Here is a 12,935-nt window from a genome sequence, read left to right as displayed (position 1 = left end):
TGTTACCTATGTCGGGAGGCGGCGACGGCGGTCGCCGCTCGCAATCCTGTGATTATCCGGATGCGGCGGGGGATGCCAAGCCACGTGCAGGGTCCAGCCCGGTTTCGAGGCCATGCCCGGCCCGCGCCAGGTAGCGCCCCGGTGGCAGCCCGAAGTGGCGGCGGAACACGGTGACGAAGGCACTGGCGCTGCTGAAGCCCAGTGCATGGGCGATGTCGGCCACGCTGCGGCCATCGGTCAGCTGGCGCAGGGCTTCGGACAGGCGGGCCTGTTGCCGCCACTGGGCGAAGCTGAGCGTGGTCTCGTCGCGGAAGTGACGGGTCAGGCTGCGCGGCGACAGGCCGGCCCAATGCGCCCATTCGGCCAGGCTGCGCTCGTCGGACGGGTCGGCCAGCAGCTGCGAGGCGATCTTCAGCAGGCGCCGGTCGTGCGGCATCGGCAGGTGCATGCGCTGGCGCGGCGCGGTGCGGATCTCGTCCAGAAGCACCTCGATGATGTGCTGGCGCTCGGGCGTGGTGTCATAGCCCAGCGGCCATTCGCAGATGCGGTCGGCCAGCGCCTGCGCCAGCTTGGACAGGCCCAGTACGCAGGGATCGGCGGGCAGGGTGGCGCAGGCCGGCGCGGCCAGCGCCATGCCCCAGCCGCGCAGCGGACCGTCCAGGGTCACCGTATGCGGCTCCAGCGGCGGCATCCAGCCGGCCGAACCCGGCGCCAGCGACCACGTCCCGTGCGAGGTGCGGGTGGTCAGCAGGCCACGCTCGACACAGATCAGCTGGGCGCGCTGGTGGTGGTGCCAGTCCACTTCCCGGACCAGCCCCTGCGGGCTGTCGAAGCGGAAAGCGACCACCGGTGGGCCATCGTTGCGCTCGAACCAATCCAGTGCGTCGTCCCTGAGCAGGCGCTTGGGAGCGGGAATTTCTGCCTTGTTCATCATGTCCGCTGGCTGAAATGTGTCATCCATTGGCTGAATTGTACTACCGGGCCACCTGACCAGATCATTAAGGTAGGCGCCTTCATTGATCCAGCCCACTGCTGCAACACAGCATTCGATGCCAGATCGAATATTTCCATTGAGAAATATTTTTTTTGGAAGAGAATGCTCCCCCATGATCTGTCCTGCAACCACTCCCCCCAGTTTTGGCCTGCTGCTGCGCCAGGTGCGCGACGGCCTGGTCCGGCAACTCGACGCGTCCATGGCTGAAGAAGACCTGGGTATCGGCTTCACCCACTACATCGGGTTGAAGGTGCTCTCGCACATGGCCCCGTGCACGGCCAACGAACTGGCCCAGGCCATCGACCAGGTACCCAGCGCAGTCACCCGCCTGCTGGACAAGCTCGAGGCACTGGGCTGCGTCCGCCGCGAACCGCATGCGCAGGACCGGCGTGCGCTGCAGATCGTGCTGACCGATGAAGGCCGCGCATTGTGGGCGCGGTTGAAGCTGCGTGGCGACGCGGTGATGGATTACGCCCTGCGTGATCTTTCCGCCGACGAGCGCACGCTGCTGCTGTCCCTCCTTACCCGAATCCGCGATTCCCTGACGACCCCATGAACCCGATCCCGCATTCCACTCTCCGCCGGTCCGGGCGCGCGCTGCTGGTGTCAGCGCTGGCCCTGGCCCTGGCCGCCTGCGCCAGCAGTCGTGGTCTCAACCCGCAGGGCCACGTGCTTGACGTGGACAGCCTGCACAGCGAACGCACCCTGGCCGACACCGACCTCAGCGCCACCGGCTTCCCGGCGCAGGACTGGTGGAAGGCGCTGGGCGATGCGCAGCTGGACGCGCTGGTCGCCGAGGGCCTGGCCGGCCACCCGAGCCTGGACGCCGCCGACGCGCGCCTGCGCCAGGCCCAGGCCCAGGTCGGCACCGCACGTGCCGATGAGCTGCCCAGCCTGTCGGTGTCCGGTGGCTATACCGGGCTGCGCCTGCCTGAGTCGATGGCAGGCAGCGAGATCGGTGGCCATTACGCCGGCAGCAGCCAGGTCGCCTTCGACTTCAGCTATGGCGTGGACCTGTGGGGCGGCAAGCGCGCCGCCTGGGAAGCCGCCGTGGATGGCGCGCATGCGGCCACCGTCGAGGCCCAGGCCGCACGCCTGAACCTGTCCACCGGCATCACCCAGGCCTATGCCGACCTCGCCTATGCGTGGCAGCTCAACGATGTGGCCGAGGAAGAGCTGGCCCGTTCGCAGAAGTCGCTGGAACTGACCCGCCAGCGCCGCCGCGCCGGCATCGACAGCGATCTGCAGGTGCGCCAGGCCGAGGCCCGCGTACCGGCCGCGCAGCAGCAGGTGCAGGCCGCACAGCAGCGGATCGACGCGGCCCGCACCGCGCTGGCCGCGCTGGTCGGCAAGGGTCCGGACCGCGGCCTGTCGATCCAGCGCCCGCAGCCGCTGAACCCGCTGGCGCTGCAGCTGCCGGGCGTGCTGCCCAGCGAACTGCTGGGCCGCCGGCCCGACATCGTGGCCGCACGCTGGCGCGTTGAAGCGGCCGACAAGCAGATCAAGGTTGCCAAGACCAGGTTCTACCCGAGCTTCAACCTGACCGCGCTGGCTGGCGTGGTCGCCCCGAACGTGGGCGACCTGCTGAAGAGCAGCTCCACCTTCGCCTACATCGGCCCGGCGCTGAGCCTGCCGATCTTCGAAGGTGGCAAGCTGCGCGCCAACCTGGCCAACACCGATGCGCAGTACGACCTGGCGGTGGCCAACTACAACCAGGCCGTGCTCGACGCACTGCGCGACGTCGCCGACCAGGTCAACGCGGTGCGCTCGCTGGCGCAGCAGGCGCACTCGCAGCAGCAGGCGGTCGATACCGCACGCTCGGCCTTCGACCTGGCCCAGCAGCGTTACCGCGCCGGCATCGGCAGCTACCTGGACGTGCTGACCGCGCAGTCCACCCTGCTGCAGTCGCAGCAGCAGCTGGCCGGCCTGCAGTCGCAGCAGGTGCAGTCCTCGGTGCGCCTGAGCAAGGCGCTGGGCGGTGGTTTCCAGCCCGCTGACGCCGACCGCGCACCGATCGCCTCCCATTCCGATTCCTCGCATTCCTGAAGACGCCCGCCATGAGCCAGACCCAAGACACCGCGGCCCCGGCCGCCCCCAACCGCCGCGGCAACCTGCTGCGCGGCCTGTTCGTGATCGTCGTGCTGCTGCTTGCCGCACTGGCGCTGTGGTACTTCATGTTCGGCCGTTGGTTCGAAGAGACCGACGATGCCTACGTGCAGGGCAACCAGGTGCAGATCACCCCGCTGGTGGCCGGTACCGTGGTCGCCATCAACGCCGATGACGGCATGCGCGTGGAGCGCGGCCAGCTGCTGGTCCAGCTGGACCCGTCCGACACCGCGGTGGCACTGCAGCAGGCCGAAGCCAACCTGGCCAAGACGGTGCGCCAGACCCGTGGTCTGTACCGCAGCGTGGAAGGCGCCCAGGCGGACTTGAACGCCCGCCAGGTGACCCTGAAGCGCGTGCGCGAAGACTTCGCCCGCCGCAAGGACCTGGCCGCCACCGGCGCCATTTCCAATGAAGAACTGGCCCATGCCCGTGACGAGCTGGCTGCCGCCGAAGCGGCCGTGGCCGGCTCGCGCGAGACCGTCGAGCGCAACCGCGCGCTGGTCGACGACACCGTGATCGCCACCCAGCCGGACGTGCAGGCGGCTGCCGCGCAGCTGCGCCAGGCCTTCCTCAACAACGCCCGCGCCGGCATCGTCGCGCCGGTCACCGGCTACGTCGCCCGGCGTTCGGTGCAGGTGGGCCAGCGCGTGCAGCCGGGCAATGCCCTGATGGCCGTGGTGCCGACCGAGCAGATGTGGGTCGAGGCCAACTTCAAGGAAACCCAGCTGCGCCACATGCGCCTGGGCCAGGAAGTGGAGCTGAAGTCGGACCTGTACGCCGGTGACGTGAAGTACAAGGGCCGCATCCAGAGCCTTGGCCTGGGCACCGGCTCCGCGTTCTCGCTGCTGCCGGCGCAGAACGCCAGCGGCAACTGGATCAAGATCGTGCAGCGCGTGCCGGTGCGCATCGCCATCGATGCCAAGCAGCTGGCCGAACACCCGCTGCGCATCGGCCTGTCGATGAAGGCTGAAGTGAGCCTGCGCGACCAGAAGGGCGAAGTGCTGCCGAGCACTCCGGCCAAGGGCACGGTGTTCGACACCGACGTGTATGCCAAGCAGCTGCATGATGCCGACGAGGTGATCCACACGATCATCCAGGGCAACCTGCCGCAGCAGCAGGCGAAGGTGGGCTGAGGTCGCCATGTCCGCACAAGCTCCAGCCGCGCCCGGCGCTCCGGGCGCACCGGCGGCGCCGGGTGCGGCCTCCGGGTTCCTGCCGCCCAGCGTCGCACTGTGCACTGTGGGCCTGGCGATGGCCTCGTTCATGCAGGTGCTCGACACCACCATCGCCAACGTCTCGCTGCCGACCATCGCCGGCAATCTCGGCGCCAGTTCGCAGCAGGCGACCTGGGTCATCACCTCGTTCGCGGTCAGCACGGCCATCGCGCTGCCGCTGACCGGCTGGCTCAGCCGCCGTTTCGGCGAACGCAAGCTGTTCGTCTGGGCCACGCTTGCCTTCGTCATCACCTCGCTGCTGTGCGGCCTGGCGCAGAGCATGGGCATGCTGGTGCTGTCGCGTGCGCTGCAGGGGTTCGTTGCCGGCCCGATGTACCCGATCACGCAGTCGCTGCTGGTCTCGATCTATCCGCGCGAGAAACGCGGGCAGGCATTGGCACTGCTGGCGATGATCACGGTGGTTGCGCCGATCTGTGGCCCGATCCTCGGTGGCTGGATCACCGACAACTACAGCTGGGAGTGGATCTTCCTGATCAACGTGCCGCTGGGCATCTTCGCTGCGCTGGTGGTGGGCAACCAGCTGAAGGGGCGCCCGGAGCAGATCGAGAAGCCGAAGATGGACTACGTCGGCCTGGTCACCCTGGTGATCGGCGTCGGTGCGCTTCAGCTGGTCCTCGACCTGGGCAACGACGAGGACTGGTTCTCGTCGATGAAGATCGTGGTGCTGGCCTGCGTAGCGGTGGTGACGCTGACGGTGTTCCTGATCTGGGAGCTGACCGACAAGGATCCGATCGTTGACCTGAAGCTGTTCCGGCACCGCAACTTCCGCGCCGGTACGCTGGCGATGGTGGTGGCCTACGCGGCGTTCTTCAGCGTGGCGCTGCTGATCCCGCAGTGGCTGCAGCGTGACATGGGCTACACCGCGATCTGGGCGGGCCTGGCGACGGCGCCGATCGGCATCCTGCCGGTGATCATGACCCCGTTCGTGGGCAAGTATGCGTCGCGCTTCGATATGCGCATGCTGGCCACGGTCGCGTTCATCGTGTTGTCGATGACCAGCTTCCTGCGATCGAACTTCAACCTGCAGGTGGACTACATGCACGTGGCCGGCGTACAGCTGATCATGGGCATCGGCGTCGCGCTGTTCTTCATGCCGGTGCTGCAGATCCTGCTGTCGGACCTGGATGGACGCGAGATCGCGGCGGGCTCCGGCCTGGCCACGTTCCTGCGTACGCTGGGTGGCAGTTTCGCGGCGTCGCTGACGACGTGGCTGTGGGCGCGGCGCACCCAGGTGCACCATGCCGACCTGACCGAGCATATCTCGGCCTATCAGCCGGGCATGCAGGACCAGGTCACGGCGATGGGGCAGGGCGACCTGCAGCACGGCGCAGCGGTACTGAACAACATGATCAACCACCAGGCATCGCAGATGGGCTTCAACGACATCTTCTTCCTGCTGGGCTGGATCTTCCTGGCGATCATTACGTTCCTGTGGCTGGCCAAGCCGCCATTCGGCGCAGGTGCGGGTGCAGCCGCCGGTGGTGGACACTGAAACTCCCTGGAAACACCGTGCTGTATTTTGACCCCGCCGCGAGGCGGGGTTTTTGTTGGGGCGACGCTGGTCGCGCGGGCATTGCCCTCGGGGTGGTGCAACGGCGCAGGTTCAGCGCGTGCGATAGACGCGTTTGAACACCACCCGGTCGGAAGACAATCGGGAAATGGCCCAGATCCCCGCCGCAAGTACGGCGCCGCATGCGAGCCAGCCGGCAGTGGCCTGAAATCGGCTGCCGACAAGTGCGCCGCAGATGATGGCGGCGACAAAGACAAGCATTACGGCCTCCTTTGATGCGCCGTAATGGACCTCGGCCTGGCATCCCACGCATACGCTTACGCCGTGGTTCGAGCCGGTATGGCAGTGTGGGCAGATGATGCTGCGCTGCATTGGTGCGTCCTTTGGGGGAGAGGAGGGGCGCTGGTCAGGTCGTGGCGATACACCTGCAACCGGCTCCCGCAAATCTGCCTCCCACCGAAAAGGAATCGGGTGGATCTCGACTAGGAAAAGTACGAATTGAACGGGGAACGTGAAATGCGCCCCAAAAGGGGGCCGTTCAAGGTCCGGTGACGACGCGCCGGGAGGAGGTATGCACCCGCAGACGACGCCCTGACGGTGCGAGATACGACAGTCCGAGTGGCGGTTGCGATGCCAGGATCGCCAAACCCCGGAAACGAAAAAACCCGCTTTCGCGGGTTTGATCATCTTGAGTCGTGGTGCCCAGGAGAGGACTCGAACCTCCACGGTTTTACCCGCTAGTACCTGAAACTAGTGCGTCTACCAATTCCGCCACCTGGGCGACTCAGGAGATGAATTGTGCGGGACGGCAGAGAGTGTGTCAACAACATTTCACACATTTTTCTGCGGCTGCACGCCCAGGTGAAGCAGCAGGCTGCGCATCGCCGGTGACAGCTGCGCCCATTCGGCGAAACAGGCGCACAGGCGTCGCTGTGCCCAAGCATCTGCAAGCGGAACCGCAACAGTACGCGTATTGCGTCGATGCTGGCGGGCGATGGTACGCGGCACGATGCCGACACCAATGCCGTGGCCGACCATGATGCACACGCCTTCGAACGTCTTCATGCGGATGCGCACGTCCAGGCGTCGCCCGATGTCGCGTGCCTGGTCTTCGATGTAGGCCTGCAGTGCATTGCCGTCGGCCAGCGCGACGAAGGTCTCGCCGGAAACATCGGCGAAGGCCACGCTGCGCCGCGATGCGAAGCGGTGTTCCGCGGGCAGCAGCATCACCAGTGGATCTTCGGCGACCACGTGCTGCTGCAGGCCGGCAGCGTCGACCGCATCACTGATGATGCCGGCTTCGGCCTGGCCAGCGTTGATCGCACGCACGACTTCGGGGCTGGTGCGCTCCAGCAGTTCCACGTGCAGGCGCGGGCGTTCGGCCAGCCACGGTGCCAGCCGCGAAGGCAGGTAGTTGGTCAGTGCTGCGGTGTTGGCATACAGATGCAGTGTGCCGCGCGCGCCGTGCGCGAACGCCTGCAGTTCACCGCGCAGCTGCGCCTGCTGCTGCAGGATCAATCGTGCATGGTGGGCGAGGGCGGCGCCGGCTTCGGTCAGGCTGACGCCGCGGGGGTGCCGGTTCACCAACGCGGTGCCGGCATCGGCTTCGATCGTGCGCAGGCGTTCGCTGGCCGACGCCAGTGCCAGGTTTGCCTGCGCTGCGCCGGCCGTGATGCTGCCCGCCTCGGCAATCGCCAGGAACAGGCGCAGGTCGGCGATATCCATCCGCATGTGATGCCCTCATCGCAACGGCTGCGCCTTCGGATCAGCCGAAGGCAAGGCCGGAAACACCGCATTGTGCGCCGAGCGGCCGGCCGATCCAATGAAGGCATGAATGAATCAATGTACTTCTACGTGCTGCTGGTGGCGGTGTTCGTGCTGGCCGGTGTGGTCAAGGGTGTGACTGGCATGGGGTTGCCGACGGTGGCGATGGGGCTGCTGGGCAGCACGCTGTCGCCGGTGGCGGCAGCGTCGATGCTGTTCATTCCCACTTTCGTCACCAATGCGTGGCAGCTGTTGTCCGGGCCGTCACTGGACCGTATCGTGCGGCGCCTGTGGCCGATGATGCTGGCCGTGGTGGTGGTGACGCTGGGCTCGGCGGCGCTGCTGGTGCGGGTCGATCGCACTTGGTCGCGCGTTGCGTTGGGCGTGGCATTGGTGGTCTATGCCGCCTATGCGTTGCTTGCGCCGGTGTTCCGCGTGCAGCAGCGGCGCGAGCGTTGGCTGGGGCCGCTGGTGGGGGCGTTGTCGGGCGTGGTGACCGGCGCCACCGGCGTGTTCGTGATGCCGGCGGTGCCGTACCTGCAGTCGCTGGGGTTGCAGCGCGAGGAGCTGGTGCAGGCGCTGGGGCTGGCGTTCACGGTGTCAACGATTTCGCTGACCGCCGGTCTGGTGCTGCACGGCGCATTCGGCATCCAGCAGCTGGGGCTGAGTGCGCTGGCGGTGCTGCCGGCATTGCTGGGCATGTGGCTGGGGCAGGTGATCCGGCAGCGCATCAGTGCGCGGGTGTTCCGGGGCTGCTTCCTGGGTTTCCTGCTGCTGCTCGGGCTGGAACTGGTGCTGCGGCCGCTGCTCTGATGCCGGATTCCGGGCATGAAAAAACCCGCTCTCGCGGGTTTTTCTCATTCTCGACGTGGTGCCCAGGAGAGGACTCGAACCTCCACGGTTTTACCCGCTAGTACCTGAAACTAGTGCGTCTACCAATTCCGCCACCTGGGCGTCGAGGAGCGATATTATGGGGTGTTGTTACGGGGGTGTCAACACTTTTTCTGGATCCGGTGTCGGCCCCCGTTTCGCGTGCGGAGCGGGCTCTGACCCCATCTCACTCGCTTGGGGTCGGAGCGCTTTCCTTCGGAAAGAAATTCGGCCCCGTTGCTGGATTGCAGGCAAAAAAAATCCCCGCCGAAGCGAGGAGTTTTTTCGTTGGTGCCCAGGAGAGGACTCGAACCTCCACGGTTTTACCCGCTAGTACCTGAAACTAGTGCGTCTACCAATTCCGCCACCTGGGCGTTCCAGAGGCGCAATTGTGAAGATGAATCCGCAGGCTGTCAACGACTTCCTGAATATTTTTCACGCAAGGCCGTCAAGACGGCCACTGACCCGTTCTGCACGCCGTCAACGGCTACCATGTAGGGCGATGACTACCAAAAAACCAAGCAAGGGCGGGAGCACCTCCCGCGGCCAGGCCCCGAAGAAGGGCGCCAAGGCGGGCACGGCCCGCACCACCAAGCCGGGCAAGCCGTTGCCGGGCTGGTTCCCCGAATTGAATGAAGGCGGCGCACCGCCGCGTGGCCGCAAGGTCCGCAGCAGCGACGCACCGGGCCCGGCCCCGGGCCGCAAGTTGCCGCCGACCGGCAAGGTGATCGACGATCCCTATGCCGCCCGCGAAGCAGAGAAGTACGAACAGCCCATCGCCAGCCGCGAAGCCATCCTGGCCCTGCTGGAGCGTTGCGAAGGGCCGCAGACGGCAGAGGAACTGGGCGCACGCCTGGGCCTGACCGCCCCGGACCGTGCCGAAGCACTGTCGCGCCGGCTCGGCGCCATGGTCCGCGACGGCCAGCTGGTGCAGAACCGCCGCGGCGGCTTCGCCCCGATCCAGACCCTGAACCTGGTCACCGGCGTGGTGATCGCCAACCCGGAGGGGTTCGGCTTCCTGCGCCCGGTCGAGGGCGGCGACGACCTGTTCCTGCCGCCGTATGAAATGCGCAAGGTCATGCACGGCGACAAGGTGCTGGCCCGCGTGACCGGCATCGACCACCGTGGCCGACGCGAAGGCAGCATCGCCCGCGTGCTGGAGCGCGGCATGACCCGTCTGATCGGTCGCTTCAGCGTCGAGATGGGCATCAACTACGTGGTGCCCGACGACAAGCGCGTGCAGCGCAACGTGCAGGTGCCGCCGGACCAGACCGGTGGTGCGCGCGACGGCCAGCTGGTGGTCTGCGAACTGACCCAGGCGCCGGACAGCCGTCGCCCGCCGATCGGCCGCATCATCGCCGTGCTCGGCGACAAGCTGACCGCCTCGCTGGTGGTGGAGACCGCCATCCACGGCCATGAACTGCCGTTCGAGTTCCCGCAGGAAGTGCTGGACGAAGCCGCCTCGGTGCCGCTGGTGGTCGAGCCGGCGATGATCGGCGACCGCGTGGACCTGCGCAGCATGCCGCTGGTCACCATCGACGGTGAAGATGCCAAGGACTTCGACGACGCGGTGTACTGCGAGCCGAACGCCGATGGCTTCCGGCTGGTGGTGGCGATTGCCGATGTCTCCAACTACGTCCGGCCCGGCACGCCACTGGACGAAGAGGCGCAGAAGCGTGCCACCTCGGTGTACTTCCCGGGCTTCGTGGTGCCGATGCTGCCGGAGACGCTCTCCAACGGCATCTGTTCGCTGATGCCGAAGGTCGACCGCATGTGCTTCGTCTGCGACATGCAGATCGACCGCGACGGCCTGGTCACGCATTCGCGCTTCTACGAAGCGGTGATGAACTCGCATGCGCGCCTGACCTACACCCAGGTGTGGAAGGCGGTGGGCGAGGACGATGCCGATACCAAGGCCTGGATGGGCGACCTGCTGCCGCAGGTGCAGCGCCTGCACCAGCTGTACAAGGTCCTGTCCAAGGCGCGTGCCAAGCGTGGCGCCATCGAGTTCGAAAGCAGCGAAGTGCGCTTCGTGCTGGACAACCGCGGTGAAGTGACCCAGGCCGGCATGCTGGTGCGCAACGACGCGCACAAGCTGATCGAGGAATGCATGATCGCGGCCAATGTGGAGGCGGCGAAGTACCTGCTGTCGCGCCATGTGCCGGCCCCGTACCGCATCCACGAGAAGCCGCCGGAAACCAAGTACGCCGACCTGCTGGAATTCCTCAAGGAGTTCAAGCTGAGCCTGCCGCCATGGTCGAAGGTGCGCCCGGGCGATTACACCAAGCTGCTGAAGAAGATCCGCGACCGCCCCGATGCCACGCTGCTGGAATCGGTGCTGCTGCGCAGCCAGAGCCTGGCGATCTACAGCCCGGAAAACCACGGTCATTTCGGCCTGGCACTGGAGGCGTACGCGCACTTCACCTCGCCGATCCGTCGTTACCCCGACCTGCTGGTACACCGCGCGATCAAGCACGCGTTGTCCGGCAAACCGCTGGACAAGTTCACCTACAACGCGCGCGAAATGGCTGCGCTGGCGCTGCAGTGCTCCGAGCGCGAGCGCCGTGCCGATGAAGCCGAGCGCGAGGTCGACGAGCGTTACCGCGCGGCGTGGATGGAAAAGCACGTGGGTGGCCAGTTCGATGGCGTGATCAGCGGCGTGACCAGCTTCGGCCTGTTCGTGGAACTGGACGAGTCGAAGGTGCAGGGCCTGGTGCACGTGACCCAGCTGCCGCAGGACTATTACAAGTTCGACGCCACGCGCAAGACGCTGACCGGCGAGCGCCGCGGCAGCAGCTACCGTCTGGGTGACCGCGTGCGGATCCTGGTGCTGAAGGCCAGCATGGAAGAGCGCAAGATCGACTTCCGCCTGGTCGAGCACAAGGGCGAGGACGAAGGCGATGGCCTGCCGCCGCTGCCCGAGCGTGGCAAGCCGGCCAAGCGGAAGAAAGAGAAATACTGATGACCGTGGTAGTGCCGGCCGCTGGCCGGCATCCATGGCACCCTCGGCACCGACGGGTTGCCGGCCAGCGGCCGGCACTACCAGGAGACATCGCATGCAGGGCCAACCCGAATACAGCGGCGGCTGCCAGTGCGGCGCGATCCGCTTCCAGGTGCGTGGCGCGCTGACCGACAGTTCGATCTGTCATTGCCGGATGTGCCAGAAGGCCTTCGGTGCCTACTACGCACCGCTGGTGTCGGTGCGCGGCGTGCAGTTCAGCTGGACCCGCGGCCAGCCGCGCTATTTCCAGTCCTCCAACGTGGTGCGGCGTGGCTTCTGCGCCGACTGTGGTACGCCGCTGAGCTACGAGGCGCCGGACGGCGTGGCGGTGGCGGCCGGCGCCTTTGACGAACCCGAGCGCCTGCCGCCGACGATCCAGTACGGGGTCGAGCGCAAGCTGCCGTTCGTCGATACGCTGGCCAGCCTGCCGGCCCGTCGTACCGAGGAAGACATCGCGGCGCTGGAGTTCCTGGCCACCATCGTGTCCCATCAGCACCCGGACCACGACACGCCGCACTGGCCGCCGCGCAGCCGGTAACGCCCCTGTAGCGCCGAGCCCAGGCTCGGCTGGCAGGTCGCCGCGGCCTCAGCCCGGCAGCGAGCGCAGGCTCGGCTCAACAGGGGCCCCGCCGCAGCGCCCGGCCCGCCGATGCTCTACCATAGCCACCCCCTTTCCGGTCCCCGCCCGCATGAGCAAGAACAGCCAGTGGATCGTCGGCGTCAACGCCGTCGCCTCCTCCATCGAGAACGACGCCGAGAACGTCCGCGAAGTGCTGGTCGAGGCCGGTGCGAAGAACCCGCGCCTGACCGAGATCGAGGAAAACGCCCGCCGCAAGGGCATCGACGTGCGCAAGGTGAACAGCCAGGCGCTGGACGGTGTCGGCGGTTCGGTACGCCACCAGGGCGTGGCCGCGCGCTATGCCGCCGCCCGCACTTACAGCGAGAACGAGCTGGAGGGCCTGGTCACCGCAGCCGAGGGCAAGGCCCTGCTGCTGGTGCTGGACGAAGTGCAGGACCCGCACAACCTTGGCGCTTGCCTGCGCTCGGCGGCTGCCGCAGGCGCCACTGCCGTGATCATCCCCAAGGACAAGTCGGCCACGGTGAACGCGACCGTGCGCAAGACTTCGGCCGGTGCCGCCGATCTGATCCCGGTGGTGGCGGTGACCAACCTGTCGCGTTGCCTGAAGGACCTGCAGAAGCAGGGCGTGTGGATCTACGGCCTGGCCGGCGAAGCCACTGCGTCGCTGTACCAGCTGGACCTGAAGGGCAACATTGCCCTGGTGCTGGGTGGCGAGGCCGATGGCCTGCGCCGCCTGACCCGCGAGAACTGCGATGGCCTGGTCAAGATCCCGATGCCGGGCGAGATCGAGAGCCTGAACGTTTCCGTCGCCGCCGGCGTCAGCCTGTTCGAGGCCGTGCGCCAGCGCGGTTGATTTCGGGGTCGGATCTCTTTTC

11 protein-coding genes and 3 tRNA genes are annotated in these 12,935 nt (G+C 66.9%); 8 read left to right on the top strand and 6 right to left on the bottom strand.

The window, feature by feature from the left end; all coding sequences use genetic code 11:
* Positions 1-52 precede the first annotated feature (52 nt).
* On the bottom strand, positions 53-934 hold the full coding sequence (locus AC5P9L_RS02620) for a helix-turn-helix domain-containing protein (protein ID WP_005408765.1): 882 nt from the start codon (positions 932-934) through the stop codon (positions 53-55).
* A gap of 172 nt (positions 935-1,106) precedes the next feature.
* Here AC5P9L_RS02620 and emrR point away from each other — a divergent pair, with 172 nt between their 5' ends.
* The 4 genes from emrR to emrB are packed head-to-tail and all read left to right on the top strand — an operon-like array spanning position 1,107 to position 5,827.
* A complete protein-coding gene (gene emrR, locus AC5P9L_RS02615; protein WP_005408766.1) occupies positions 1,107-1,550 on the top strand; it encodes a multidrug efflux system transcriptional regulator EmrR in 444 nt (147 codons plus the stop codon).
* Positions 1,547-3,040 (top strand): multidrug efflux transporter outer membrane subunit EmrC, encoded by a 1,494-nt coding sequence (gene emrC / locus AC5P9L_RS02610; protein WP_062607513.1) that lies wholly within the window; start codon positions 1,547-1,549, stop codon positions 3,038-3,040. Before emrR ends, emrC begins: the two co-directional genes overlap by 4 nt.
* Positions 3,041-3,051: 11 nt before the next feature.
* Positions 3,052-4,233 (top strand): multidrug efflux MFS transporter periplasmic adaptor subunit EmrA, encoded by a 1,182-nt coding sequence (gene emrA, locus AC5P9L_RS02605; protein WP_005408768.1) that lies wholly within the window; start codon positions 3,052-3,054, stop codon positions 4,231-4,233.
* A 7-nt stretch (positions 4,234-4,240) separates the two neighbouring features.
* On the top strand, positions 4,241-5,827 hold the full coding sequence (gene emrB, locus AC5P9L_RS02600) for a multidrug efflux MFS transporter permease subunit EmrB (RefSeq protein WP_005408769.1): 1,587 nt from the start codon (positions 4,241-4,243) through the stop codon (positions 5,825-5,827).
* Between the two features lie 111 nt (positions 5,828-5,938).
* Here the strand turns inward: emrB and AC5P9L_RS02595 are convergent, their stop codons facing one another.
* From AC5P9L_RS02595 to AC5P9L_RS02585, 3 genes are all read right to left on the bottom strand, one after another.
* A complete protein-coding gene (locus AC5P9L_RS02595) occupies positions 5,939-6,217 on the bottom strand; it encodes a hypothetical protein (protein ID WP_049395927.1) in 279 nt (92 codons plus the stop codon).
* Between the two features lie 324 nt (positions 6,218-6,541).
* A tRNA-Leu gene (locus AC5P9L_RS02590) sits at positions 6,542-6,626 on the bottom strand.
* A 50-nt stretch (positions 6,627-6,676) separates the two neighbouring features.
* Positions 6,677-7,576: a LysR family transcriptional regulator gene (locus tag AC5P9L_RS02585; RefSeq protein ID WP_062607515.1), complete on the bottom strand. Its 900-nt coding sequence runs from the start codon at positions 7,574-7,576 to the stop codon at positions 6,677-6,679.
* Positions 7,577-7,675: 99 nt separating this feature from the next.
* Here AC5P9L_RS02585 and AC5P9L_RS02580 point away from each other — a divergent pair, with 99 nt between their 5' ends.
* Positions 7,676-8,422, top strand: a complete 747-nt coding sequence (locus tag AC5P9L_RS02580) for a sulfite exporter TauE/SafE family protein (protein ID WP_033834104.1) — start codon at positions 7,676-7,678, stop codon at positions 8,420-8,422.
* Between the two features lie 56 nt (positions 8,423-8,478).
* Here AC5P9L_RS02580 and AC5P9L_RS02575 read toward each other — a convergent pair.
* Together AC5P9L_RS02575 and AC5P9L_RS02570 are read right to left on the bottom strand one after the other, a co-directional pair.
* A tRNA-Leu gene (locus tag AC5P9L_RS02575) sits at positions 8,479-8,563 on the bottom strand.
* 205 nt (positions 8,564-8,768) lie between these two features.
* Positions 8,769-8,853: transfer RNA gene (locus AC5P9L_RS02570), tRNA-Leu, on the bottom strand.
* Positions 8,854-8,981: 128 nt separating this feature from the next.
* Between AC5P9L_RS02570 and rnr the strand changes: the two genes are divergently transcribed.
* The 3 genes from rnr to rlmB all read left to right on the top strand — a co-directional run bounded on the left by rnr (position 8,982) and on the right by rlmB (position 12,913).
* Positions 8,982-11,441 carry a ribonuclease R gene (gene rnr, locus AC5P9L_RS02565; protein WP_062607517.1) on the top strand — a complete coding sequence of 820 codons (2,460 nt, stop codon included), beginning with the start codon at positions 8,982-8,984 and terminating at the stop codon, positions 11,439-11,441.
* Between the two features lie 94 nt (positions 11,442-11,535).
* Complete coding sequence (locus AC5P9L_RS02560) at positions 11,536-12,018, top strand: GFA family protein (protein WP_005408774.1); 483 nt, start codon at positions 11,536-11,538, stop codon at positions 12,016-12,018.
* Positions 12,019-12,169: 151 nt separating this feature from the next.
* Positions 12,170-12,913, top strand: coding sequence for a 23S rRNA (guanosine(2251)-2'-O)-methyltransferase RlmB (gene rlmB, locus AC5P9L_RS02555; RefSeq protein WP_005408775.1), 744 nt, complete (start codon positions 12,170-12,172; stop codon positions 12,911-12,913).
* Positions 12,914-12,935 lie beyond the last annotated feature (22 nt).

This window comes from Stenotrophomonas sp. YJH_SMC_64 (genome assembly GCF_059371375.1).
This window is presented reverse-complemented; position numbering and strand designations above follow the sequence as displayed.

Bases quoted from the DNA above. Each gene is read 5' to 3' on its own strand.
- AC5P9L_RS02620 (WP_005408765.1), bottom strand. From the start codon at position 934: ATGATGAACAAGGCAGAAATTCCCGCTCCCAAGCGCCTGCTCAGGGAC.
- emrR (WP_005408766.1), top strand. From the start codon at position 1,107: ATGATCTGTCCTGCAACCACTCCCCCCAGTTTTGGCCTGCTGCTGCGC.
- emrC (WP_062607513.1), top strand. From the start codon at position 1,547: ATGAACCCGATCCCGCATTCCACTCTCCGCCGGTCCGGGCGCGCGCTG.
- emrA (WP_005408768.1), top strand. From the start codon at position 3,052: ATGAGCCAGACCCAAGACACCGCGGCCCCGGCCGCCCCCAACCGCCGC.
- emrB (WP_005408769.1), top strand. From the start codon at position 4,241: ATGTCCGCACAAGCTCCAGCCGCGCCCGGCGCTCCGGGCGCACCGGCG.
- AC5P9L_RS02595 (WP_049395927.1), bottom strand. From the start codon at position 6,217: ATGCAGCGCAGCATCATCTGCCCACACTGCCATACCGGCTCGAACCAC.
- AC5P9L_RS02585 (WP_062607515.1), bottom strand. From the start codon at position 7,576: ATGCGGATGGATATCGCCGACCTGCGCCTGTTCCTGGCGATTGCCGAG.
- AC5P9L_RS02580 (WP_033834104.1), top strand. From the start codon at position 7,676: ATGAATGAATCAATGTACTTCTACGTGCTGCTGGTGGCGGTGTTCGTG.
- rnr (WP_062607517.1), top strand. From the start codon at position 8,982: ATGACTACCAAAAAACCAAGCAAGGGCGGGAGCACCTCCCGCGGCCAG.
- AC5P9L_RS02560 (WP_005408774.1), top strand. From the start codon at position 11,536: ATGCAGGGCCAACCCGAATACAGCGGCGGCTGCCAGTGCGGCGCGATC.
- rlmB (WP_005408775.1), top strand. From the start codon at position 12,170: ATGAGCAAGAACAGCCAGTGGATCGTCGGCGTCAACGCCGTCGCCTCC.